Origin of the sequence: Cellulomonas edaphi, assembly GCF_030362815.1 — a bacterium.
In the GTDB taxonomy this organism is placed as follows: domain Bacteria; phylum Actinomycetota; class Actinomycetes; order Actinomycetales; family Cellulomonadaceae; genus Cellulomonas; species Cellulomonas edaphi.
Window position 1 is genome coordinate 431,503 of sequence record NZ_JAUCGR010000003.1, and the last position, 22,160, is coordinate 453,662.

Genomic DNA, 22,160 nt, shown 5'->3' on the forward strand with positions numbered 1-22,160 from the left:
CATGGTGCTGATCGGTGCCCACCTGCGCGGCGACGACCCGGTGGCGTTCGCCGCCGAGGTCGACGCTCAGTGCGTCCAGCTGTTCCTCGCGGACCCGCAGGGGTGGAAGAAGCCGGTGCCGCGCGCGGACTCCGACGCGATCGTGGCGAGCGGGCTGGGCGTGTACGCGCACGCGCCGTACCTGGTCAACGTGGCGTCGACGAACAACCGCATCCGCATCCCGAGCCGGAACATGATCACGCAGCACGCCGCGGCGGCGGCCGCGCTGGGCGGGCGCGGGCTCATCGTGCACGGTGGCCACGTGGGCGACGGCGACGACATCGCGGTGGGCGTCGACAACTGGCGCAAGACCTTCGAGCGCGCGACGTTCCCCGTCCCGGTGCTCGTGGAGAACACCGCCGGCGGCGAGAACGCGTGCGCTCGCTCGCTCGACCGCATCGCGCAGCTGTGGGAGGCGATCGGGAGCTACGACGTCGGCTTCTGCCTCGACACGTGCCACGCCTGGGCCGCCGGGCTGGACCTGGAGACCGTGGTCGACGACGTGCGCGCGATCACCGGCCGCATCGACCTCGTGCACGCCAACAGCTCCCGGGACGAGGCCGGGTCCAGCCGCGACCGGCACGCCGGGTTCGCTCGCGGGACGATCCCGCCCGAGCTGATCGCGCACGTCGTGCGGGAGGCCGGCTGCGACGCCGTCGTCGAGACCCCGGCGGAGGGTCAGGCGGAGGACATCGCGTTCCTGCGCGCGGCACTGGCTGGCTGAGCGACGGCGTCGCCCGCGCTCGCGCGCGACCGCCGCGGTACGCTCCCGAGACCGACCAGGTGGGGAGTGACGTGGCTGAGAAGCGCAAGACCATGAGCGACCGGATCCGCGCGTTCGACATCGGATCGTCGACGGCAGACGCCCTGGCGAAGGGCATCGACAAGCTGCCCGTGAGCGCGCAGACGCAGGCGACGCTGAAGTCCAAAGCCTCGCCCGTCGTCGCCGGCGCCGCGGCGGGCGCCGTGACGTTCGCGACGGCGGCGGTCGACGCCGGGACCCGGGCGTTCGACGCGTCGAAGGTGGGCGCCCGCGCCGCGCGGCCGGACGAGCCCCGCCTGCTCGACACCTCCGAGAGCACCGCGGACGAGGCACCTGCTGACCAGGCGGACGTGCTCGACCTCGACGGCTCCGTGCCCGACAAGCTCGACCGGCTGGTGAGGCTGCACGAGGCCGGCGTCCTGGACGACGAGGAGTTCGCCGCCGCGAAGCGGCAGACGCTCGGCCTCTGAGTGACCGACCTGCGCGACGTGACCGACCTGCGCGACGCGATCGCCGCAGGCTACGCCGCCCGTGACCGGGCGGACATGGCGCCGACGATCGCCTACTTCGAGAAGCTGCTCGCCGACCACCCCGGTCACCCGGTGCTGCTCTTCGAGGTGGGCGGCGCGTACGACACCGCCGGCCAGGAGAGCACGGCCGCCGCCTACTACGAGCGGGCCCTCGCACTCGGGCTCGACGGCGACGACCTGCGGCGCTGCCTGTGCCAGTACGGCAGCACGCTGCGCTGGCTGGGCCGGCTCGACGAGTCCGTCGAGGTGCTCGAGCGCGGCCGCGCACAGTTCCCCGAGTCCGACTCCGCCCGCGTGTTCCTCGCCCTGTCGCTGGCCGAGGCGGGCCGGACGGACGAGGCGGTCGCCGAGCTGCTCACCGTCATCACCGACCACCCCGAGGCGACCGACCTCGGCCGGTACGCCGTCGGGCTGGGCGGCCTGGCGCGGTGGCTGCGCGAGGGGCGACCCGACGACTAGTGCCAGTCTGAAATCTTCAGGTCGTCAGGGTCCGGCGATCCGGTCCCCGTCTCGACGAGCTCCTTCAGGCTGACCAGGTAAGTCGCCCACTTGGTGCTGCAGTGGTACATGAAGTCGACCGGCTCGGCCCAGCCCTCGTGCGCGAACATCACGATGGCGAAGTCGTCGGCCTGCGTCAGGTCGAACCGCACCGTGGTGCCGATCCACTCGGCCGGCCCGTCGACGACCTCCCAGCGCACCAGCTTCCCGGGCACCGACTCGAGCACCACCATGTCGAAGCCGCCGGGTCCGAACCGGAACTCGATCAGGCCGCCCACGCCCGGGTCGCCCGTCGTGTCCCGCGTCCACCAGCCCGACAGGCCCTCGATCGTCGTCAGCGCCGCGTACACCTCGTCGGGCGTCGCGCCCTTCATGCCGACCCTGTGCAGGATGTCCACCATCGTGATCCCTCGTCCCCTCGTCAGTGCTGCTGGGTGCGCGAGATCGCCTCGGCGATCCGCTTGATGCGCTGCAGACGGGCATCCCAGGTGGATCCCACGGCAGCGAGCTGGGCGACCGCGCGCGCGAGCTGCGCCTGGTCCACCTCGTAGCGGCGTTCGCGCCCGGCGGGCGTGACGTGCACGAGCCCGACGCGGTCGAGCACCGTCAGGTGCTTGGCGACCGCCTGCCGGGTGACGGGCAGATGGTCGCTGAGGGCGGTCGGCGTGCTGGGCCCCTGGGCCAGCAGGAGGTCGAGCATGCGCCGCCGCGTCGGGTCGCCGATGGCCGACCAGAGCTCGTCGTCTACCGTCGGGTCGGCGGTGATCATCGCGCCGCGACCAGCCCGCGGACGTACGCGCCGATGGCGGGCACGAACACGTCCCAGCCGCGCACGTGGTCGGCGTAGGCCTCCTCGAGCACGGCGGCCTCCCAGCCCTTCTCGCGGAAGCCCGTCTCCGTCATGCGCAGCGAGGTCCCCGTGCCCTGTGCGGCCAGCTCGAAGGTGACCAGCAGCGCGGCCTCGTCGTCGTCGAAGCACCACCGGAACGAGAACAGCCGCGGCGGGTCCACCTGCACGACCCTCAGGGCCTCGACGTGCTCGTCGGCGGTACCGCGGGCCCACCCGATCGTGCCGGCGGCTCCCGGCACGGGCGCGACGTCGGTCTCCGCCCCGCCCCACCACTCCCGGATGTGCTCCGGCGTGCTGATCACCTCGAAGACGACCTCCGGTGCCGCGTCGACGTAGATCTCGCGCTCGATGCTTCCGAACTCCATGGGACTCTCGCTTTCCGCAACGTTTGGTTGCGGATCAACCTAGCCCTGCTTCCCGAGAAACGCAACCATCGGTTGCATCATGGGGTCAGTCGGTACACCGACACGTGCGACGACGAGTCCGCGGTGAACGGCGACCCGGCCCAGTCCGCCTCGCGGCTCTCGAGCTCGAAGCCGGCCAGCTGACCCATCAGGTCCAGCTCGGCGGGCCAGATGTAGCGATGCGGGCTCCGGCCCACGGTTGCCTCGGGCCCGGCACCGAACCGGACGTGGTGCGAGACCACCTGCTGGTTGAGCACGTCGTACGTGTCGAGGCCGATGTAGCCGTCGTCGCAGCGCCAGACGGTCGCGTCGCGGCCGGGCGGCAGCGCGCGCAGCTCCGGAACCCACAGCTCGATGACGAACCGCCCGCCCGGGACCAGGTGCCGGGCGGCGTTGCGGAAGCACTCGACCTGGTCGGCCTGCGCGAGCAGGTTCGAGATCGTGTTGAACACGAGGTAGACGAGGGAGAACTGCCCCGGGGCCCGGACGCGCGCCATGTCACCGACCACCACCGGGAGCGCCGCCTCGTCGACCTTGGTCCGCAGCTGGTCGATCATCGGGAGCGACAGCTCGATGCCCGTCACGCGCATGCCCCGCTCCGCCAGCGGCACGGCGATGCGCCCGGTGCCGATCGCGAGCTCGAGCGCAGGTCCGCCGTCCGCGAGCGCGTGCAGCCGGTCGACGGCCGGCCCCACCACCTCGGGCGCGAACATGCCCGTGCCCGGAGTGTCGTAGGCGGCGGCGACGTCGGCGCCCCACAGCGAGTCCGTGTCCATCCGTCGACGATGGTCGCCGCGGACGCACGCCGTCCAGGCTATTCAGCCGCCGGGACGGAGCCTGTGGCGAGGGGGACGATGATGTGGTCGATCATCCGCTCGATGTAGTCCGGCCCGGCCTTACCGCCGGCAACCACCTTCTGGTACGCGATCATGGCCGGCGCGACGGTCGCGATCATGTCGAGGTCGCGGCCCGGAGCGATCTCCCCGCGGTGCAGCGCCCGCTCGAGCAGAGCGCGCATCAGGGCCGTGCGCGCGATCACGAACTGCTCGTGGAAGACGGCCGCCACCTGGGGGTCCACGCGCGCGGCCTGGTGCAGGCCGTGCATCAGCTCGTCGTTGCGCGACCCGCGGGCCGCGCCACGGATGGACATCAGGTCGGAGCGCAGCGAGCCCGTGTCGGGCACGTCGTCGATGGTGAGGATGAACTGGCGGCCGCAGATCACGGCGTCGACGGTCAGCTCGACCTTCGACGGCCAGCGCCGGTAGACCGTCGCCTTGCCCGTGCCCGCGCGCTCGGCGACGGCGTCCATCGTCATGCCCTCATACCCGCGCTCGGCGATCAGCTGCCGGGTGGCCTCGAGGATGACGTCGTCCTTGGACGCGTCGCGGCGCCGACCAGGGCGCCGCGCAGGGGCAGCCACGAGAACGTCGTCGTTCGCCTGCATGCCCACCTCCGTGCTCGTCGGGCTTCGTCGATCGTCTCACGATAACTCACAGCGAGACTCAGGGGTTCCGGAACTGGTGAGTCCGTATTAGAGTCGGTCGCACCGACCCCGACGTCCCAGGAGCCTCCTCATGTCCTCGACTTCCCCCGACTCCGCACCGGCGGACCGGCGGCGGTGGTACGTCCTCGCGACGGTCGCCCTCGCCCAGCTGATGGTGGTCCTCGACGCCACCATCGTGAACATCGCCCTCCCCTCCGCGCAGGCGGAGCTGGGGTTCTCCGACAACGACCGGCAGTGGGTCGTCACCGCGTACGCGCTCGCCTTCGGGAGCCTGCTGCTGCTGGGTGGCCGGCTCTCCGACATGTTCGGGCGCAGGCGCATGTTCCTCATCGGCCTCGTCGGCTTCGCCGGCGCGTCCGCCCTCGGGGGCGCCGCGCAGACGTTCGGCCTCCTGGTCGGCGCGCGCGCCCTGCAGGGTGCGTTCGGTGCCGTCCTCGCCCCGGCCGCGCTGTCCGTGCTGACCACCACCTTCACCGTCCCGAAGGACCGGGCCCGCGCATTCGGCGTCTTCGGCGCGATCGCGGGCATGGGTGGGGCCATCGGGCTGCTGCTCGGCGGCTTCCTCACCGAGAACTTCGACTGGCGCTGGAACCTGTACGTCAACGTGGTGATCGCGGTCATCGCGTTCGCCGCCGGCTCCGCGCTGCTGCAGCGCGGTCGCCAGCCGGGTCACCACCGCCTGGAGGTCCCCGACGTGCTGCTCGGGGCGGCGGGCCTGTTCGCGCTCGTCTTCGGCTTCTCGCAGGCCGAGCCCAAGGGATGGGACTCTGCGTGGGTGTGGGGCTCGCTCGTGGCCAGCGTCGTCCTTCTCGCCGTCTTCGTGGTCCGGCAGCGCCGCTCGAAGTACCCCGTCCTGCCCCTGACGGTGATCCTGGACCGCGACCGCGGAGCCTCGTTCCTGTCGATCCTCGTGGCCGGCTCGGGCATGTTCGGCGCGTTCCTGTTCGTCACGTACTACATGCAGGCGACGCTGGGGTACAGCGCGATGCAGACCGGGGCGGCGTTCCTGCCGATGATCTTCTCGATCATCATCACGGCGCAGATCATGACCAACATCGTGCTGCCGCGCGTCGGTCCGAAGGTGCTGGTGCCGTTCGGCATGGCGCTCGGCGCGCTCGGCATGCTGTGGTTCACGACGCTCGAGCTCGACAGCCCCTATGCGCGCCTGCTGCCCGGCCTCATCGCGATGGGCGTCGGGATGGGCTCGATCATGCCCGCGTCGTTCCAGCTCGCGACTCTGGGCGTGGCGCCGCAGCAGGCCGGAGCCGCGTCCGCCATGGTCTCGACGAGCCAGCAGGTGGGAGGCGCCATCGGCACCGCGGTGCTGAACACGCTGGCCGCCACCGCAGTCACGGCGTTCGTCACCGACCACGCGCCGGCCACGCCGGACGTGATCGCGCAGGCGCAGCTGCACGGCTACTCCACGGCCTACGTCTGCTCCGCGGCCATCTTCGCGGGCGGGCTGCTCATGAGCGCCCTGCTGTTCCGCACACGCGCCGACCGCGCGGCGCGGCTCGAGGCGGCGCCGCCCGCGGCGTCCGAGGTCGCCCTGGCGCACTGACGCGCGCCGACGGGGTCAGCTGCCCGCGCCACCACGCCCGGTGAGCGCGGGCAGCTGCGCGGCCAGCTGCTCCAGCGCGCGCTGCGGGCCCGCGTAGACGCCCTCCTCCCGGGGCCAGTGCACGATCACGTCGGTGAAGCCCATGGCCGCGGCTCGCTCGATGCCCTCGACGGCCACGTCCGCCGACGTCAGGGAGAAGATCGGGGCGCCGTCCAGGTTCAGGTACCGGCGCAGCGGCTGCGCGCGGCCGGCAGCCGCCTCCACCTGGTCCATCTGCCGCGAGGTGTCGGCGAGCTCGGACCACCAGCTCTCCTGTGCGGCGCGCGGGTCGTCTCCCAGGTCCTCCGGCCCGAACGACGACCCGTAGGTCACCCACCCGTCGCCCCGCCGCGCGGCGAGCGCCATGGTGCGCGGGCCTGCGGCCGCGATCAGGAACGGCGGCCGCGCGGACGGCACCGGGATCATCCGGGCCTCGTGCGCCTCGTAGAACTCCCCTGCATGCTCCGTCACGGGCCGGGTGAGCAGCTGGTCCAGCACGTCGACGAACTCCTCGAACCGCCGCGTGCGCTCCCCCCGCGTGGGCGCCGGGCCCAGCACGCCCGCGTCGAACCCCTCGCCGCCCGCGCCCAGGCCGAGCAGCAGACGGCCGCCGGAGACGTCGTCGAGGCCGAGGACGTCCTTGCCGAACGGCACCGGGTGGCGGAAGTTGGGCGACGCGACGAAGGTGCCCAGGCCGATGCGCTCGGTCACCGCGGCCGCGGCGGCGAGCAGCGGCACCGTGGCGAACCACGGCTCGTCCGCGAGGCTGCGCCACGCCAGGTGGTCGTACGTCCACGCATGGTCGAAACCCCACGCCTCCACCTGCTGCCACCTCGCACGAGCCTCGGCCCATCGCTCCTGCGGCAGCAGCACCACTCCGACGCGCACCATCCCGCGACCCTAGCGCCGGCCACGGCGCCCAGGAGCCGCCGGGCCCGTCAGCCCCAGCCGAGCTCGTGCAGCTTCTCGTCGTCGATGCCGAAGTGGTGCGCGATCTCGTGCACCACGGTGATCGCCACCTCCTCGATCACGTCGTCGCGGGTGTCGCAGATCGCGAGCGTGGGCAGCCGGTAGACGAAGATGCGGTCGGGCAGCGACCCGGCCGCCCAGAACGACGTGCGCTCGGTCAGGGGTGTGCCCTCGTACAGGCCCAGGAGGTCCGGCTCGTCGGGCGGCGCATGATCCTCGACCAGCACCACGACGTTGTCCATGACGCGGGCGAGCTCGGGCGGGATCTCGTCGAGGGCGTCCCGGACGGCTTCCTCGAACTCGTCGCGCGCCATCTCGAACACGCACCCATCCTGCCTGCTCATCGGGCCGCGGCGGGCCCGACGAGGACTCGCTTTGGAGATCGGGCCGATGACCACGTATGCTCATCACCGGTTCCCGGCGCCTCGCCGCCGGGGGCGGGACTGAGCCCTCATCGTCTAGCGGCCTAGGACCCCGCCCTTTCACGGCGGTAGCACGGGTTCGAATCCCGTTGGGGGTACCAGCAGTATCTAGCAGTGCAGCAGTTCAGCAGTAAGGTCTCGCAGCAGTACACGAGGCCCCGTAGCGCAGTTGGTTAGCGCGCCGCCCTGTCACGGCGGAGGTCGCGGGTTCAAGTCCCGTCGGGGTCGCTCGAAGTGCCGGTCCTCGGACCGGCATTCTCGTTCGAGGGGTGGTTTCCCTCACGGCTCTGTAGCTCAGTTGGTAGAGCGTTCGACTGAAAATCGAAAGGTCACCGGATCGACGCCGGTCGGAGCCACCACGCAAGCCCCGCACGCCACGCGCGTCGCGGGGCTTCGTCGTTCCGAACCCCGTCCCACCCGCGAATCCGTGGCTCAGAGCGGCGCGCCCGTTCGGGCGAGCCGCCTTCGGGCGCGACGATGGGCCTCCAGGGCGATCTGGACGGAGTCGAGGGTGGAGTTCGAGACGTTGTTCCCGGTGGTACTCGTCTCCGCGATCGCGTTGCTCGTCGTGGCGGTGATGCCGGCACGGTTCCGCCTCCCGCAGGTCGTCGTCCTGCTGGCCGGTGGGATCCTCATCGGACCCGAGGGCCTCGCGCTCTCCTCCGCTGAGTCCGTGAGCCTGCTCTCCGACCTCGGCATGGGCTTCTTGTTCCTGCTTGCGGGCTACGAGCTCGACCCGGGGATCGCGCGGCAGCCGGCCGGCCGGCTCGGCATGCGCGCATGGCTCACGTCGTTGCTGCTCGGCGGCGCCGCGCTGTGGCTCCTCAACATCGAGCACGACGTCCCCGCCGCCGTGGCCATCGCGATCGCGCTGTCGACCACGGCGCTGGGCGTCCTCGTGCCGATCCTGCGCGACGAGGGCCTGACCAACCGTCCTCTGGGCCGGTACGTCCTGGCCGGAGGTGCTATCGGTGAGCTCGGCCCGATCGTGGCGATGGCCCTGTTCCTGGGCGCGAACGGCACCGTTGTCGCCCTGATCTCCCTCATGGCGTTCGTCGCCGGAATCGTCGCCCTCGCGCTCGCGCCCCGGCGACTCTCGATGAACCGGACCCGGCACCTCCTGGGGTCGATGAGCGACGGCAACACCCAGGGTCCGATCCGCTTCACTCTCGTGCTGCTGGTCGCGTTGCTGGCGAACGCCACGTTCATGGGGTTCGACGCCGTGCTCGGCGCTTTCCTCGCCGGGATGGTGCTACGCGCATGGGCCCCGGTCGACCGCGAGGCATTCGACGCGAAGCTCGACACCGTCGGCTGGGGAGTCTTCATCCCCGTCTTCTTCGTCTCTTCCGGCATGGGCCTCGAGATCGACGCCGTCCTGCGGTCCCCCTGGCTGCCGTTCGCGTTCATGGCGGTGCTGCTCGTCGTCCGAGGAGGCCCGGCGCTGTTCTGGTACCGGCGGGCGCTCGGCCGGCGCGACCGACTCCGGCTCGGGCTGTACACGGCCACGACGTTGCCCCTCCTCGTGGCCCTGACGCAGCTGGCGGTGGACGATGGTTCGCTCCGGCAAGGCACTGCAGCCTGCCTCGTCTTCGCCGGCGCACTGACCGTGCTCGTGTTCCCCTTGCTGGCACGCGCGATCGGGGTTCCAGCCGGGACCAGAGGCCCCACGACGACCCGCTCGGCTGTCTAGGCTGGGGGCACCGCCTCTGAACTGGAGAATCCCGTGAGCAACTCTGACGGACCCGAGTCCCGCAGCTTCTTCGACCGCCTCGCCGAGCCGTTCGCCGACAAGGCGCGCGAGAAGCTCAACCAGGCCGAGGACAAGGTCCGTGCGGCGATCCAGGCCGAGGTCGACGCGGTCCAGGCGAGCCTGCGCGCCCGCGCCGTCGAGATCCGGCCGTCCGCGATCGCCTTCGGCGCCGCGGTCCTGCTCACGTTCTTCGGGCTCGCACTCCTGGTCGCGGCCTCCGTGCTGGGCCTCGTCGCGGGCGGCATGGACCCGTGGCTGTCGGCACTGCTGATCGGGGTCGCGCTCATCCTCATCGGCGGCGGGATCGCGGCCTGGGGCAAGCACCGCCTGCCCAAGCCGGCACCGCAGACCGAGCCCGTGACGCACCCCGCGGGCGACCAGGTTCACCCCTGGGACAACTGACGCCCCAGCCGCGGGGGTGCGCGCCGGGCCGCACGCGGTCAGACTGTGCCCAGATGTCCGCGTGGATGAGAGGGCTGCGAGATGGCGAAGAACGATCGGAGCATCGGCGAGCTCTTCAGTGAGGTCAGCGACCAGCTGAGCCGCCTGGTGCGTGCCGAGATCAACCTGGCCAAGGCCGAGATCCAGGGTCGGCTGCAGAAGATCGGGACCGGCACGGGTCTGGTGCTCGGTGCCGTGATCCTGGCGTTCTACCTGCTGGGCGTCGTGATCGCCACGGCGATCATCGCGCTGTCCATCCCGTTCGAGCCCTGGCTGGCCGGCACCATCGTGGCCGTGTTCCTGCTTCTGGTCATCGCCCTGCTGGCGTGGCTGGGCATCCGGGAGATCAAGAAGGGCACCCCTCCCACGCCGTTGCAGGCGATCGAGAGCACCAAGCAGGACGTGACCGTCATCAAGGAGGGGATCCACCAGTGAGCGAGCAGTTCAGCACGCCGCAGATGGTCAAGGCAGAGGCTGAGATCGCCCTGGTGCGCAGCCAGCTGGCGGCCAGCGTCGACGCGCTCGCGCAGCGGCTCACTCCCCGCGCACTGGCCAACGACGCGGCCACCCAGGCGCGGGAGGGTGCCGGCAAGGTCCGCTCCGCTGCGGAGAAGCTCGTCCGAGACGCGACGAGCGCGGAGGCCGACCCGGAGGCCAGCTCCCGCGCTCGAAAGGTGCTGGCGAGCGCGGCGGGGGCCGTCGCACTCGTCGTGGCCGTGGCGCTGCTGCGGCGCCGCGGCAAGTAGTCAGCCTTGGCGGTCCCGCTGGTTGGGGACGCCGAGGAGCTCAAGGACCTCCGACTCGCGGTAGCGGCGGTGGCCGCCCAGCGTGCGGATCGAGGACAGCTTTCCTGCCTTGGCCCAGCGCGTCACCGTCTTGGGGTCCACGCGGAAGAGCGTGGCGACCTCTGCGGGCGTGAGCAGGACTTCGGACTGTGCGGGCTGCGTGGTCATGTGCTGCCTCCTGGCGAGCGTGCGGCCGTCGGACGGTGTGTCCACGGCCAGGACGTGAAGCGTCGAGTCGACCCCTCCATGGCACCGCCCATAGCACGAACGAGCGGGGCAAGCGGTTACTTCCGAGACACGGAACGGTCACGAAATGGTACATCTCACCCGTCCGGACTAACGAACTCCCAGCCCAGGCGGGACTTTCTTACCCTAACTCGGACATATCACCCACGCGAGAGAGCGCCACGCCGTGCCGTCAATCGTTATCGTGAACCACGCACCTGTGAGCTTGCTGAGTCCCCTGCGCAACGTGACAAGCGTCGCGGCTCGGCAAGTGGCCGGAATAGCGCGACAGCATGTACCGTTGCGGCACGAAGAGACGATTCAGCACCCCGGGGCCGCACGTGTCAGCACGGAGCCGCCCCGCATCCACGTAAGAGGGGGTCGATGCCATGGGGCGCGGCCGTCAGAAGGCTAAGCAGACGAAGGTTGCCCGGGAGCTGAAGTACTTCAGCCCCGACACCAACTACCGGGCTCTCGAGCAGGAGCTCACGTCGCATGGCCACAATGACCTAGGCGAACGACGTGGTGGTGCCGCTGTGGACACCGCCGACGACGAGGACGACGACTACCGGCGCTGGTCGGACGACGAGCGCTGATCGTCGGGGCCGTGCGCCCCGGCCGGTGACGCCGCGACCCTGAAGCAACCGCACGCCGCCCGTGCGGTTGCTTCAGGGTCGTCGCGCGAGCGATCCGTTCTGGGGATCCGTCTGGGCGCCAGGTCCTCAGACCCGGTAGCTCCCGGTCATCCGCACGGCGCCGCCGTGGACGCCCTTGGTGCCCGCGACGAAGCCCGGCGAGCCGACGACGTCGGTCGAGGGGTCGGCGTCCCGCACGGTGCCGAGCTCCCATGCGGGCAACCCGAGCTCCTCGGCGTGCTCGAGCACGTCTCCCAGGGCGTCGGGTGCCACGATCGCCACCATGCCCACGCCCAGGTTGAGGGTCCCCTCGAGGTCGGTCCACGGGACCTGACCCAGGCCTTGCAGCAGCGAGAACACGGGCGGCAGCTGCCAGCCGCCGCGGTCGATGTCCGCCACCAGGCCGACCGGGAGCACCCGGGCCACGTTCGACGCGAGCCCCCCGCCCGTCACGTGGCTGAAGCCGTGGAGGCCGTCGACGCCGGCCCGACGAGCGAGCGCGAGGCAGTCGGACGCGTACACGCGCGTCGGCTCCAGCAGCTCCTCCCCCAGGGTGCGGCCGAGCTCGTCGACGTGACGCTCGAGCCCCCAGCCCGCCTGGCGCACGATCGCGCGCACCAGCGAGTAGCCGTTGGAGTGCAGCCCGCTCGAGCCGAGAGCCACGAGCACGTCACCGGCGCGGACCCGCTCCGGCCCGAGCAGCTCGTCGGCCTCGACGACGCCCGTGGCGGCGCCCGCCACGTCGTACTCGTCGGGGGCCAGCAGGCCCGGGTGCTCCGCGGTCTCGCCGCCCACCAGAGCGGTGCCGGCGACCGAGCAGGCCGCGGCGATGCCGCGCACCACGTCGGCGATGCGCTCGGGCACCACGCGACCGGTGGCGATGTAGTCGGTCATGAACAGCGGCTCGGCGCCCACCACGACGATGTCGTCGACGACCATCCCCACCAGGTCGAACCCGATGGTGTGGTGGATGTCGAGCGCCTGGGCGATGGCCACCTTGGTGCCGACGCCGTCGGTGGACGTGGCCAGCAGGGGGCGCCGGAAGCGCGTCAGGGCGGTCGCGTCGTACAGGCCGGCGAACCCGCCCACACCGCCGAGCACCTGCGGGCCGTGCGTCGCCTGCACGGCGGCCTTCATGAGCTCGACCGCCTTGTCGCCCGCCTCGGTGTCGACGCCCGCGCCGGCGTAGGTGACCGGGCCGTTCACGGCTGCTCCAGCGCGGTGGCGCCACCGGTTCCGGGCAGGATCGACATCAGACCGTCCTCGGGTGCCCCCAGCGGGAGCTCGTTCTGCTCGAGCAGGAACTTGCCCAGCCGGTCGGCGGGCGGCAGCTCGATGGGGTAGACGCCGGAGAAGCAGGCGGTGCACAGCTGCGAACGCGGCTGCTCGGTCGCGGCGACCATGCCCTCCTCCGAGATGTAGCCGAGCGAGTCGGCGCCCAGCGACGCACCGATCTCGTCCACGGCCAGGCCGTTGGCGATGAGCTCGGCGCGGCTGGCGAAGTCGATGCCGTAGAAGCAGGGCCACTTCACGGGCGGCGACGAGATGCGGATGTGCACCTCGGCCGCGCCGGCCTCGCGCAGCATGCGCACCAGCGCGCGCTGCGTGTTGCCGCGCACGATGGAGTCGTCGACCACCACGAGCCGCTTGCCGCGGATGACCTCGCGCAGCGGGTTGAGCTTGAGGCGGATGCCCAGCTGGCGCAGGGTCTGCGACGGCTGGATGAACGTGCGGCCCACGTAGGCGTTCTTGGTCAGGCCCTGCCCGAACGGGATGCCGGACTCCTGCGCGAAGCCGACCGCCGCGGGCGTGCCCGACTCGGGCACCGGGATGACCAGGTCGGCCTCGACGGGGTGCTCGATGGCCAGGCGGCGGCCCATGGCGACGCGCGCGGCGTGCACGGAACGGCCGGCGATGGTGGTGTCGGGCCGGGCGAGGTAGACGTACTCGAACACGCATCCCGCGCGCGGCTCGTTCTTCGGCGCGAACCGGGTGGAGCGCAGGCCGTCGGCGTCGATCGCGATGAACTCGCCCGGCTCGACCTCGCGCACGAAGGACGCGCCGACGATGTCGAGCGCCGGGGTCTCGCTCGCGACGACCCACCCGCGCTCGAGCCGACCCAGGACGAGCGGCCGCACGCCTTGCGGGTCACGCGCCGCGTACAGCGTGTGCTCGTCCATGAAGACGAGGCAGAAGGCACCGCGCAGCCGCGGGAGCACCTCGAGCGCGGTGGCCTCGAGGGTGTGGTCCGGGTCGCCCGCGAGGAGCGCGGTCACGAGCGCCGTGTCCGTGGTGTTGCCGCGCGCGAGCTCGCCGCGCCGCTGGCTGCCGTAGCGCTCGGCCACCAGGTCCACGAGCTCCGCGGTGTTGGTGAGGTTGCCGTTGTGGCCCAGCGCCACCGTGCCGGCCGCGGTGGGGCCGAGCGTCGGCTGCGCGTTCTCCCACGTCGACCCGCCCGTGGTCGAGTACCGGGCGTGCCCGATGGCGATGTGCCCCTGCAGGGCGTTCAGCGCGGTCTCGTCGAAGACCTGGGAGACGAGCCCCATGTCCTTATAGACGAGCAGCTGCGAGCCGTTGCTCGTCGCGATGCCCGCGGACTCCTGTCCGCGGTGCTGCAGGGCGTACAGGCCGAAGTAGGTCAGCTTGGCGACTTCCTCGCCAGGCGCCCACACTCCGAAGACGCCACAAGCGTCCTGGGGGCCTTTTTCGTTGGGGAGGAGGTCGTGGTTCAGACGTCCGTCTGCGCGGGGGGCCACGACCTCATCGTCGCACAGGTCCCGGGGTGGCCGAGAGCCTCGTCCGGACCGCGATCACCGGCCGCGTCGTCGCGGGGGGCCCGAGCGCCGGTCGGCTCGCACCGCGAGCGCCCCGCCGACGAACGCGCCGACGACGCCCACCGCCACGACCATCACCGTGCGGACGGCACCCTCGCCGTCGAGGAACGAGATGAACCCCGTCCCGTCGGCGATCAGCCGCTTCTCCGGGTGGATCACCACTGCCAGCAGCAGGCCCAGCACCATGCCGCCGAGCGCGCCGAACGTGATGAACGCGCTGAACTTCGGGGCCCGGCGCACCGTGGCCGGGGTGGCGGTCGCCTCGAGCTCGGCCTCCGAGGGGACCGGGGGCTCGTCCTGGGTGGCTGGGAGCTCGCCCGGCGTGGCCGGCGTGCTCGGCTCGCTCAGCGCGCTCGGCTCAGAGGCCTGCTGGCGGGCCGCGGGCTCCTCGGCTGCCGGCTCGGGTGCGCTCGCGACCGGGTGCTCCGCGGCGAGCGGATCCGTGTCGTCGGGCAGGCGATCGGGCGAGGTCGGCACCCCAGGATCGTAGGTCAGCCGCAGCGCCGAGCCCGCATCGGCGCCGCTCAGTCCCGCACGCGGGTGGCCTGCAGCGGGAGCCAGTCCGAGAGGTCCGCACGCTCCCCCGAGGCGTGGACCCGACCGGCCGCGAGCGCGTCGGCCCAGGCCAGGTCGCCCGTGGCGAGCTCGAGCCAGGTCTGCGGGTCGGTCTCGACGACGTTCGGCGGCGTCCCCCGGGTGTGACGTGGTCCCTGCACCGCCTGGACCGCCCCGTCCGGCGGCACACGCACCTCGACCGAGTTGCCGGGCGCGAGGTCGGCGAGCTCCTCCAGGGTGAATCGGACCGCCGTCCGTCGTGCGGGAACGGGGGCGTCTACCGGATCGGCGCGCCAGGCCGCGAGTGCAGCCCTGCCGTCGGCAGGATCGGTCCGACGACGCGGTGGCATGCCACGATCATGCCCTGGTCACCCACTCGCGCGCCCTCGCACTCGCTGCGTGCTCGCCTCGCGAGCGATCCTGCCCTGAAGGCGCGTTTGCTGCGCCGCGTCACAAGTACTTGTCGTAGTACAACTTGTGCGCGAGGAACGTCAGTTCGCTCGTGGAGTAGTCAGTGTGGAAGCCGATCGTCGAGCCCCAACCGGGTCGGCACACCACGTCGTGGTCGTGACAGAACGACACCGTCTTCTCCGCGGCCCAGGAGGGCAGCGGACCGCTGTCCACGCCAGCGATCACCGCCTTTGGCCAGATGCCGTCGCCGTACATCAGGACCGCGTCCGAGTCGGCCTCGTCATAGGTGTCCTCTTCGGCGAAGGTCAGTCGGCCCGGATCTGCGATCAGGCCGATGGCCCGGATGCTTCCCTGGAGTGAAGACGCTGCAGCGAGACGCATAGCGATGTGGATCGCCAGCGCGCCCTGCGAGTAGCCGACGATGACGAACTTGGTGCTCGGGCACGCGTCGTGCTCGTCGAGCAGCGCAGCGACCAGTTTGTCGACGCCGTCGTAGATGCTGTCGTGATAGTTCGGTAGCCACAGGACGTTCGGAAAGACCGGAGACGCCCTGTAGGCGATGCCGAGTGGCTTGATCGAGACGTGCGCGACCGCGGCGAACTGCTCGTAGACCTCGTGCACCATCCCGCCGAAAAGATCGGCGTCGTACTCGTCCGCCGTCAATGACGTCAGATCGTCACCTTGGGGGCTTTCACCGGAACCCCGGAGACCGACGAACGTCAGGGTCTTGCAGCTCGGCGACGAGGTCACAGGCTGACTCGGGGCCACAGGCGGACGAGGCGGCGCCACGTAGCCGATCCACGGGAAGACGACCGCACCGGCCCCCTCTGCAGATGCCCCCGTCCCGATGGGAGAAGGGCCGGATGGGTCACCCCAGTTCACGCCGGTCGCGTCGGCGTAACCAGCGGCGGACAGGCCGGCGGCGACGTGTGAAACGGCCCCGCTCCATGTCGCATTGCCGTCGGACTCCACCGTGAGGGCAGTGAGGGCGTACTTGAGGTGAGCGTTCGCAAGTTCCGCCGCCCCGCCCGGTCCCACGCTGATCCCCGCCCAGTCCCCCGCACTCGGCGTGGTCTGATCCTGGTCGCCGTTCGTGTCGCCGCCGGCACTGTCGTCGCGAAGCGAGGTGAACACCACGGGCGCGGCTGCGGTGCCACTGACCACCAACGAGCCGTTCACGGCCAGCCCGCCGCCCAGTGACTTGATCACCTGACCGGCGCCGATCGTGAGCGTGGCACCCGCGGCAACGACGAGCGGTGACGTGTTCCACGATGTCGTGTTGTCGATCGCCAGCGGGAGGCCACCGAGCGGGACAGTCGCGCTCGTCGTGAGGGTGCCGCTGATCAAAATCGCATTGACCCCGTTACCGGTGCCGCCGTTTCCTCGCAGCTTGGCGCCGTCCAGCTTGTCTCCTCGGACACGCACCGCCTCAGAGCCGCACGCGGTGACGGAGTTGTTCTGCACCACGGGGACGGGAGTTTGCGTGCCGGAACCGACGGGCGCACCGGTCGCGACCACGCTGATCCCATAGCCCGACCGGGTGACCGAGTTGCCTACCAGCCTGATCGTGGACGTGCCCTTGTTCGCTCCGGAACGGTCGTCCACGACGTTGAGGCCATAGGCCGTCATGTCGCTGAATGTCGATGCGGATATATCGACAACCGAGGCGAACGACGCATCCACCCCCGAGTACGCCCGCCGCACGTCCGCCGACGTGACGGTCACCGACGCGCCGTCGAGGACGGTGATCCCGCCCCAGTCGCCCGCCTGCGGCGTCGTCTGGTCCTCGTCACCGTTCGTGTCGCCGCCCGCCGAGTCGTCACGCAGCGACGTAAACACCACCGGCGAGGCCCCGGTGCCGTTGACCAGCAGCGACCCGTCGACAACCAACCCGCCGCCGAGCGACTTGACCACCTGCCCGGCACCGATCGTCAATGTCGCCCCCGCGGCGACCACCAGCGGGGCGGTGTTCGGCGACGCAGTGTTGTCGATCGCGAGCGGGAGGCCACCCAGCGGCACCGATGCGCTGGTCGTCAACGTGCCGCTGATGACGATCGCATCGACCGCGTTCTCTGCACCGCCGTTGCCGCGCAGCTTGGCGCCGTCCAGCTTGTCGCCCCGGATCCTGACTGCCTCCTCACGTGCACCCGAGACCGTGTTGTTCTGCACCAGGGGCACCGGGATCTGCGTGCCGGACCCGACAGGAGCGCCGGTGGCCTGCACGAGGATCCCGATCCCGCCCGCGCGCAGGACGGTGTTGCCCACCACCTTGATCGTCGAGGTCCCCTTGTCCGCCCCCGTCCGGTCGTCGCCCACGCTGATGGCCGTCGAGGACGAGTCGCGAACGGTCGACGCGGAGACGTCGACCAGGTTGGCCGACGACGCGTCGACGCCCGTGCCGGCCCAACGGATGTCCGCGTGCGCCGCAGTCAGCGACCCGCCGTCCCTCACGGCGATCCCACCCCAGTCGCCGGCCTGGGGGATGGTCTGGTCGTCGTCGCCGTTGCGGTCCCCACCCGCGGTGTCGTCACGCATCGAGGTGAAGACCACCGGCGATGCCGTCGTTCCGTTGATCAACAACGACCCGTAGATGACCATCCCTCCGCCGAGCGACTTCACGACGCTGCCCGCGTCCACCGCCAGCGTCACCCCGGCGGCGACCACGAGTGGCCGCCAGTTCGGCGACGCAGTGTTGTCGATGCCGAGCGGCAGGCCTCCGAGCGGCACCGTGGCACTCGTCGTCAGCGTGCCGCTGAGCAGGATCGCGTCGACGGCGTTAGCCGAACCCCCGTTGTCGCGCAGCGCGGCTCCGTCCAGCTTGTCACCGTGAACTACGACGGCGGCATCGCCCGACCCGCTCACCGTGTTGTTCTGCACCCTGGGGACGGGAATCTGGGTGCCCGAGCCGACGGGAGAGCCCGTAGCCTCGACGAAGATCCCGGCGCCACCCGCGCGGATGACCGTGTTGCCGACGACCCTGATCGTGGACGTCCCCTTGTTGGCCCCCGACCGATCGTCGGTCACGCTGATCCCGGTGTAGGCGGAGTCGCGCACGGACGAGCTCGCGAGGTCCACGAGGTGGGCGCCCGCGGCCCAGACACCGGAAGATGCGTAGCGGACGTCTGCTGACGTCGCCTTCAGCGAGCCGCCTTCACCGACGGCGATCCCGACCCAGTCACCTGCCGCAGGGTTCGTCTGGTCGTCGTCGCCGTTGCTGTCCCCGCCCGCGGTGTCGTCCCGCAACGAGGTGAGCAGGACGGGGGAGGCCGCGGTCCCGTTGATCGCGAGAGAGCCGTCGACGACCAAGCCGCCGCCCAGCGACTTCACGACGCTTCCGGCGTCGAGCGTCAACGTCACCCCCGCCGCGACAACGAGTGGTGAGGTGTTCCACGACGTGGTGTTGTCTATGGCCAGCAGCAGCCCACCCAGGGGCACCGACGTGCTCGTGGTGAGCGTGCCGCCGACGAAGATCGCGTCGAGCGTGTTCCCCGACCCGTCGTTGCCGCGCAGCGCAGCTCCGTCGAGCTTGTCCCCTCGCACGCGAATTGCCGCGTCCTTTGCCGCGACGACCGTGTTGCCTTGCACGACGGGCACGGGGATCTGCGTCCCCGATCCGACCGGCGTGCCCGTTGCCTGAACCACGATGCCCGACCCGCCCGCGCGAAGGACCGTGCTGCCGACGACCTTGATGGTCGAGGTGCCCTTGTTCGCCCCCGACCGGTCATCACTGATGTTGATGCCGTCGTACGACGAGTCGCGCACCGAAGAACCCGCGACATCCACGATCTTCGCGCCCGAGCCCCAGATCCCGGTCGCCGCGAACCGGACCTCCGCCGATCGCGCCGTCAGCGAACCGCCCGAACCCACGCCGATTCCGACCCAGTCGCCCGCACGCGGGACCGTCTGGTCCGCATCGTCGTTGGTGTCGCCCCTGGCTGTGTCGTCACGCAACGACGTCAGGACCACCGGAGACGCCGGCGACCCGTTCACCACCAACGATCCGTCGACGATCAGGGCGGCCCCGTCCGACTTGACCACCGTGCCGGCCTCGATCGTCAAGGTGACACCGAGCGGGATCGTCAGACTGGAATCCAGCACGACCGTGCGCCCGGCGTGCCACGTCGTGCTGGCGGTCAGGGTGCCGCCGTAGGTGACAGCCCCGCTCACGACCACCGGTGCGCTCGTCCTCGTCGCCGACGCGTACCCGATCTTCGTCCCGGTGACCGCCACGGCGATCGAGGCGCCATCGTCCCCAGCGACGAGCGTGTACGTCTGCGCCGTGGCGCCCGCGATCGGCGTGCCGTCGCGAAGCCACTGGTAGGTGAGCACGACCGGTGCCGGCGACCAGGAGCCTGGCTGGGCGCTGAGGGTCTTGCCCACCCCCGGGCTGCCGCCGATCGTCGGTGCGGGCGCAGCCGAGAAGCTCTGCAGAATCTCGATGTTCAGTGGCGCGCTGGCCCGTGTCACGCTCGTGTACCCCGACCTGGTCCCCGTCACCTCGACCGTCACTGCGGCGCCGAAGTCATCGTCGGAGACGAGGTGGGTGGCGCCCGTCTCGCCCGCGATCGGGGCACCGTCGCGCAGCCACCGGAACGAGAGGGTGACGGGAGCGGGTGCCCAGGTGCCCGGCGACGCGGTGAGCAGGGAACCGATCGCAGCTGTGCCAGTGATCGTCGGCGTCGGTGTCGACGTCAACACCCCCTTGCCGACCGTGACAGCTGAGCTCGTCCGAGCCGCCGTCGTGTAGCTGGGCTTCGAACCGGTGACACGAACGGCCAGTGAGGCCCCGGCGTCCGTCACGGCAGGCGTGTACGTGGCGGCGGTCGCGCCCGTGATTGGGGTGCCGCCGCGCAGCCACGCGTAGGTCACCGTGACGGGCGCGGGCCCCCACGTACCAGCAGACGCGGTGAGCGGCTTCCCGACGGCGGGCGTGCCGGAGATCGTGGGCACGGGCGCGGGCGTGAGCACCTTGCCGATGGTGACGCTCGCGCTGGTCCGCGTCGCCGTCGTGTAGCCACGCTTGGTCCCGGTGACGCGGACCTTCACCGCCTTTCCCGCATCCTTCGCTGCAACGACGTAGGACGCGGCCGTCGCCCTGCTCACGGCGATCCCGCCGACGAACCACTGGTACGTGAGCGTCACGGGCGAGGGGCCCCAGGTTCCGGTCTTGGCCGTGAGCTTGGCCCCGACGGCCGCCGTGCCGCCGACCGTCGGAACTGGGGAACGGGCAAGCACCTTCTGGATCGCAAGCCCAGCGCTCGTCTTGGTCACCGTCGAGTAGCCGGTCCTGCTACCGGTGACGCGCACCGTGATCGTCTTGCCGGCGTCAGCGGATGTGAGCTTGTAGCTCGACCCGGTCGCTCCCGAGATGCTGGTTGAGCTCCGATACCACCGGTACTTCAAGGTGACCGGTGCTGGTTTCCATGTGCCTGTCAGTGCGGTGAGCGACTTCCCGACCGCGGGCGTCCCGCTGATCTTGGGCGTCGGCGTCGCACTGAAGACCTTCGCTGCCCGGACGGCTGCGCCCGCTGGCGATGGGGCGATGCCACCTCCGACGAGCAGCGCGAGCGCCAGACCGACGGTGATCACGAGACGCGCGCGAGTGCGCCCGACGGACTCCGACACGATTCCCCCAGCCCGGGTTTCGACGCGGACGGCGCCGCCGTTCCGCAACGTATCGGAGCCCCCGGTCGCCGCGATAGCGCCCCGAGGCGGATATCACCCGGTCGGTATCAAAAGGCGCGATACCTAGACAAATGGGTCGCGGCTCAGCTCGGGCTGCTCAGGGTGTGCTGCGCGCTCAGCGCCACGGCCGGCCGGCTCCCCGCATGCCGCGCTGGTACTCCTGCGTGACCTTCTTCCACCGCGCTCGCTCCTGCGCCGCGAGGTGCGAGTCGGCCCGACGCGCCTGGTAGGCGGCCTCGCGGACCAGCTTGCGCCACGACTCGTAGCGCCTGCGGTCGAGGTCGCCGCTCTCGAGCGCGGCGACGACCGCGCAGCCCGGCTCCCCGTCGTGGTGGCAGTCCGCGAACCGGCACAGCGCCACCAGCTCGGCCACGTCGGCGAACGTCGTGTCGAGCGCGTCCGCATCGGCGACGACGCCGATGCCGCGGATCCCGGGGGTGTCGATGAGCACCGCGCCACCGTGCAACGGCACCAGCTCGCGGTGCGTGGTGGTATGCCTGCCTCGCCCGTCCGATGCCCGACGATCGCCGGTGGCCATGACGCCTCGCCCGGCGAGGGCGTTCACGAGTGTGGACTTTCCCGCGCCGGACGGTCCGACCACGACGAGCGCGACACCCGGCGCGAGCAGCGCCCGCACGGGATCCAGCCCGTCGCCGGTCGCCGCGCTCACCGGGTGCACGTCGACCGCGATCGCCGCCCGCTCGACCTCGCGCGTCATCGCCTCGGCATCCGGCACCAGGTCGGCCTTGGTGAGCACCACCACCGGGCGCGCACCCGAGCGCCACGCGAGCGTGAGCAGGCGTTCGACGCGGCCCAGGTCGGGGTCGGGGTCGAGGTGCTCCACCACGAGCACGATGTCGACGTTCGCAGCGAGCACCTGCTCGCGCGACGTCCCGCCTGCCGAGTCTCGCACCAGCGCCGACGAGCGCGTGAGCACCTGTCGCACGTGCGGCGACCCGTCCGCCTCGTCGACCAGCACCCAGTCGCCGACCGTCGGCACCGCGCGACCGTCGTCGAGCGGCGCCAACCCGTCGCGGTCGAGCACGGCGCGCACCGCCTCGCCGCCGCCCTCGGGCACGACGAGCACCGAGCCCTTGTCGGCCCGGACCACGCGCACCGCCCCAGCGGCAGGAGAAGACATCGCCCCGACGTTAACGACGCGGCCACACCCAGCACGACGCAATAAACCGCCCCACCCGAGCCGGCTCCCCCGGGCGAGTCCCGCGCGAGCGCGGGTCGGACGCGCCGACCGCGCGCGGC

General features: G+C 71.3%; 23 protein-coding genes and 3 tRNA genes. 12 read left to right on the top strand and 14 right to left on the bottom strand.

The features are described from left to right. Position 1: 1 nt before the first annotated feature. The 3 genes from QRT05_RS13485 to QRT05_RS13495 all read left to right on the top strand — a co-directional run bounded on the left by QRT05_RS13485 (position 2) and on the right by QRT05_RS13495 (position 1,791). Positions 2-763 (top strand): deoxyribonuclease IV, encoded by a 762-nt coding sequence (locus QRT05_RS13485; RefSeq protein ID WP_289447803.1) that lies wholly within the window; start codon positions 2-4, stop codon positions 761-763. A gap of 71 nt (positions 764-834) precedes the next feature. Then, a complete protein-coding gene (locus tag QRT05_RS13490) occupies positions 835-1,272 on the top strand; it encodes an SHOCT domain-containing protein (protein WP_289447805.1) in 438 nt (145 codons plus the stop codon). Continuing rightward, positions 1,273-1,791: a tetratricopeptide repeat protein gene (locus QRT05_RS13495; protein WP_289447807.1), complete on the top strand. Its 519-nt coding sequence runs from the start codon at positions 1,273-1,275 to the stop codon at positions 1,789-1,791. On the opposite strand, the gene QRT05_RS13500 is transcribed toward QRT05_RS13495, so the two are convergent. The 5 genes from QRT05_RS13500 to QRT05_RS13520 form a co-directional block, all read right to left on the bottom strand. Then, complete coding sequence (locus QRT05_RS13500) at positions 1,788-2,231, bottom strand: SRPBCC family protein (RefSeq protein WP_289447809.1); 444 nt, start codon at positions 2,229-2,231, stop codon at positions 1,788-1,790. The two genes, QRT05_RS13495 and QRT05_RS13500, sit on opposite strands and share 4 nt — an antisense overlap. 20 nt (positions 2,232-2,251) lie before the next feature. Beyond that, positions 2,252-2,599 (bottom strand): ArsR/SmtB family transcription factor, encoded by a 348-nt coding sequence (locus tag QRT05_RS13505; protein ID WP_289447811.1) that lies wholly within the window; start codon positions 2,597-2,599, stop codon positions 2,252-2,254. After that, the gene (locus QRT05_RS13510) at positions 2,596-3,045 is read right to left on the bottom strand and encodes an SRPBCC domain-containing protein (RefSeq protein WP_289447813.1); all 450 of its coding nucleotides are present in this window, start codon (positions 3,043-3,045) and stop codon (positions 2,596-2,598) included. Before QRT05_RS13510 ends, QRT05_RS13505 begins: the two co-directional genes overlap by 4 nt. 77 nt (positions 3,046-3,122) lie before the next feature. Then, positions 3,123-3,860, bottom strand: a complete 738-nt coding sequence (locus QRT05_RS13515; RefSeq protein ID WP_289447815.1) for a class I SAM-dependent methyltransferase — start codon at positions 3,858-3,860, stop codon at positions 3,123-3,125. A gap of 38 nt (positions 3,861-3,898) precedes the next feature. Further along, on the bottom strand, positions 3,899-4,528 hold the full coding sequence (locus QRT05_RS13520) for a TetR/AcrR family transcriptional regulator (protein WP_289447816.1): 630 nt from the start codon (positions 4,526-4,528) through the stop codon (positions 3,899-3,901). Positions 4,529-4,658: 130 nt separating this feature from the next. Here QRT05_RS13520 and QRT05_RS13525 point away from each other — a divergent pair, with 130 nt between their 5' ends. Further along, positions 4,659-6,149 (top strand): MFS transporter, encoded by a 1,491-nt coding sequence (locus tag QRT05_RS13525; protein WP_289447817.1) that lies wholly within the window; start codon positions 4,659-4,661, stop codon positions 6,147-6,149. Positions 6,150-6,164: 15 nt separating this feature from the next. Here QRT05_RS13525 and QRT05_RS13530 read toward each other — a convergent pair whose 3' ends face one another. Both QRT05_RS13530 and QRT05_RS13535 read right to left on the bottom strand, forming a co-directional pair. After that, positions 6,165-7,079, bottom strand: coding sequence for an LLM class flavin-dependent oxidoreductase (locus QRT05_RS13530; protein WP_289447818.1), 915 nt, complete (start codon positions 7,077-7,079; stop codon positions 6,165-6,167). A gap of 47 nt (positions 7,080-7,126) precedes the next feature. Further along, a complete protein-coding gene (locus QRT05_RS13535; RefSeq protein WP_289447870.1) occupies positions 7,127-7,471 on the bottom strand; it encodes a metallopeptidase family protein in 345 nt (114 codons plus the stop codon). A gap of 133 nt (positions 7,472-7,604) precedes the next feature. On the opposite strand from QRT05_RS13535, the gene QRT05_RS13540 reads away from it, so the two are divergent. The 7 genes from QRT05_RS13540 (at position 7,605) to QRT05_RS13570 (ending at position 10,516) form a co-directional block, all read left to right on the top strand. Beyond that, a tRNA-Glu gene (locus QRT05_RS13540) sits at positions 7,605-7,680 on the top strand. A gap of 53 nt (positions 7,681-7,733) precedes the next feature. Continuing rightward, positions 7,734-7,807 (top strand) — tRNA-Asp (locus QRT05_RS13545). A 55-nt stretch (positions 7,808-7,862) separates the two neighbouring features. Further along, positions 7,863-7,938 (top strand) — tRNA-Phe (locus QRT05_RS13550). A 152-nt stretch (positions 7,939-8,090) separates the two neighbouring features. Next, the gene (locus tag QRT05_RS13555) at positions 8,091-9,269 is read left to right on the top strand and encodes a cation:proton antiporter (protein WP_289447821.1); all 1,179 of its coding nucleotides are present in this window, start codon (positions 8,091-8,093) and stop codon (positions 9,267-9,269) included. A 33-nt stretch (positions 9,270-9,302) separates the two neighbouring features. Further along, positions 9,303-9,731, top strand: coding sequence for a phage holin family protein (locus QRT05_RS13560; RefSeq protein ID WP_289447823.1), 429 nt, complete (start codon positions 9,303-9,305; stop codon positions 9,729-9,731). A gap of 81 nt (positions 9,732-9,812) precedes the next feature. Further along, entirely contained in the window at positions 9,813-10,205 is a 393-nt protein-coding gene (locus tag QRT05_RS13565) for a phage holin family protein (RefSeq protein ID WP_289447825.1), read from the top strand. Further along, positions 10,202-10,516, top strand: a complete 315-nt coding sequence (locus QRT05_RS13570; RefSeq protein WP_289447827.1) for a DUF3618 domain-containing protein — start codon at positions 10,202-10,204, stop codon at positions 10,514-10,516. The genes QRT05_RS13565 and QRT05_RS13570 overlap by 4 nt, the downstream gene beginning before the upstream one ends. Here the strand turns inward: QRT05_RS13570 and QRT05_RS13575 are convergent, their stop codons facing one another. Then, complete coding sequence (locus QRT05_RS13575; RefSeq protein WP_289447829.1) at positions 10,517-10,723, bottom strand: BldC family transcriptional regulator; 207 nt, start codon at positions 10,721-10,723, stop codon at positions 10,517-10,519. Between the two features lie 446 nt (positions 10,724-11,169). On the opposite strand from QRT05_RS13575, the gene QRT05_RS13580 reads away from it, so the two are divergent. Next, positions 11,170-11,376 carry a DUF3073 domain-containing protein gene (locus QRT05_RS13580; RefSeq protein ID WP_289447831.1) on the top strand — a complete coding sequence of 69 codons (207 nt, stop codon included), beginning with the start codon at positions 11,170-11,172 and terminating at the stop codon, positions 11,374-11,376. A 126-nt stretch (positions 11,377-11,502) separates the two neighbouring features. Here QRT05_RS13580 and purM read toward each other — a convergent pair whose 3' ends face one another. The 6 genes from purM to rsgA all read right to left on the bottom strand — a co-directional run bounded on the left by purM (position 11,503) and on the right by rsgA (position 22,041). Beyond that, positions 11,503-12,621 carry a phosphoribosylformylglycinamidine cyclo-ligase gene (purM, locus tag QRT05_RS13585; RefSeq protein WP_289447833.1) on the bottom strand — a complete coding sequence of 373 codons (1,119 nt, stop codon included), beginning with the start codon at positions 12,619-12,621 and terminating at the stop codon, positions 11,503-11,505. Then, the gene (gene purF / locus QRT05_RS13590) at positions 12,618-14,171 is read right to left on the bottom strand and encodes an amidophosphoribosyltransferase (RefSeq protein ID WP_289447835.1); all 1,554 of its coding nucleotides are present in this window, start codon (positions 14,169-14,171) and stop codon (positions 12,618-12,620) included. Before purF ends, purM begins: the two co-directional genes overlap by 4 nt. Before the next feature lie 54 nt (positions 14,172-14,225). Then, a complete protein-coding gene (locus tag QRT05_RS13595) occupies positions 14,226-14,726 on the bottom strand; it encodes a histidine kinase (RefSeq protein WP_289447837.1) in 501 nt (166 codons plus the stop codon). Positions 14,727-14,773: 47 nt separating this feature from the next. After that, on the bottom strand, positions 14,774-15,154 hold the full coding sequence (locus QRT05_RS13600) for a sterol carrier family protein (RefSeq protein WP_289447839.1): 381 nt from the start codon (positions 15,152-15,154) through the stop codon (positions 14,774-14,776). A 100-nt stretch (positions 15,155-15,254) separates the two neighbouring features. Continuing rightward, positions 15,255-20,888 (bottom strand): cutinase family protein, encoded by a 5,634-nt coding sequence (locus QRT05_RS13605; protein ID WP_289447841.1) that lies wholly within the window; start codon positions 20,886-20,888, stop codon positions 15,255-15,257. A gap of 127 nt (positions 20,889-21,015) precedes the next feature. After that, positions 21,016-22,041, bottom strand: a complete 1,026-nt coding sequence (rsgA, locus tag QRT05_RS13610) for a ribosome small subunit-dependent GTPase A (protein WP_289447843.1) — start codon at positions 22,039-22,041, stop codon at positions 21,016-21,018. Positions 22,042-22,160 lie beyond the last annotated feature (119 nt).

What these genes read in the sequence shown, in the direction of transcription:
- QRT05_RS13485 (WP_289447803.1), top strand. Translation starts at nt 2, where the DNA reads ATGGTGCTGATCGGTGCCCACCTGCGCGGCGACGACCCGGTGGCGTTC.
- QRT05_RS13500 (WP_289447809.1), bottom strand. Translation starts at nt 2,231, where the DNA reads ATGGTGGACATCCTGCACAGGGTCGGCATGAAGGGCGCGACGCCCGAC.
- QRT05_RS13505 (WP_289447811.1), bottom strand. Translation starts at nt 2,599, where the DNA reads ATGATCACCGCCGACCCGACGGTAGACGACGAGCTCTGGTCGGCCATC.
- QRT05_RS13510 (WP_289447813.1), bottom strand. Translation starts at nt 3,045, where the DNA reads ATGGAGTTCGGAAGCATCGAGCGCGAGATCTACGTCGACGCGGCACCG.
- QRT05_RS13515 (WP_289447815.1), bottom strand. Translation starts at nt 3,860, where the DNA reads ATGGACACGGACTCGCTGTGGGGCGCCGACGTCGCCGCCGCCTACGAC.
- QRT05_RS13520 (WP_289447816.1), bottom strand. Translation starts at nt 4,528, where the DNA reads ATGCAGGCGAACGACGACGTTCTCGTGGCTGCCCCTGCGCGGCGCCCT.
- QRT05_RS13525 (WP_289447817.1), top strand. Translation starts at nt 4,659, where the DNA reads ATGTCCTCGACTTCCCCCGACTCCGCACCGGCGGACCGGCGGCGGTGG.
- QRT05_RS13530 (WP_289447818.1), bottom strand. Translation starts at nt 7,079, where the DNA reads ATGGTGCGCGTCGGAGTGGTGCTGCTGCCGCAGGAGCGATGGGCCGAG.
- QRT05_RS13535 (WP_289447870.1), bottom strand. Translation starts at nt 7,471, where the DNA reads ATGGCGCGCGACGAGTTCGAGGAAGCCGTCCGGGACGCCCTCGACGAG.
- QRT05_RS13565 (WP_289447825.1), top strand. Translation starts at nt 9,813, where the DNA reads ATGGCGAAGAACGATCGGAGCATCGGCGAGCTCTTCAGTGAGGTCAGC.
- QRT05_RS13575 (WP_289447829.1), bottom strand. Translation starts at nt 10,723, where the DNA reads ATGACCACGCAGCCCGCACAGTCCGAAGTCCTGCTCACGCCCGCAGAG.
- QRT05_RS13580 (WP_289447831.1), top strand. Translation starts at nt 11,170, where the DNA reads ATGGGGCGCGGCCGTCAGAAGGCTAAGCAGACGAAGGTTGCCCGGGAG.
- QRT05_RS13600 (WP_289447839.1), bottom strand. Translation starts at nt 15,154, where the DNA reads ATGCCACCGCGTCGTCGGACCGATCCTGCCGACGGCAGGGCTGCACTC.
- rsgA (WP_289447843.1), bottom strand. Translation starts at nt 22,041, where the DNA reads ATGTCTTCTCCTGCCGCTGGGGCGGTGCGCGTGGTCCGGGCCGACAAG.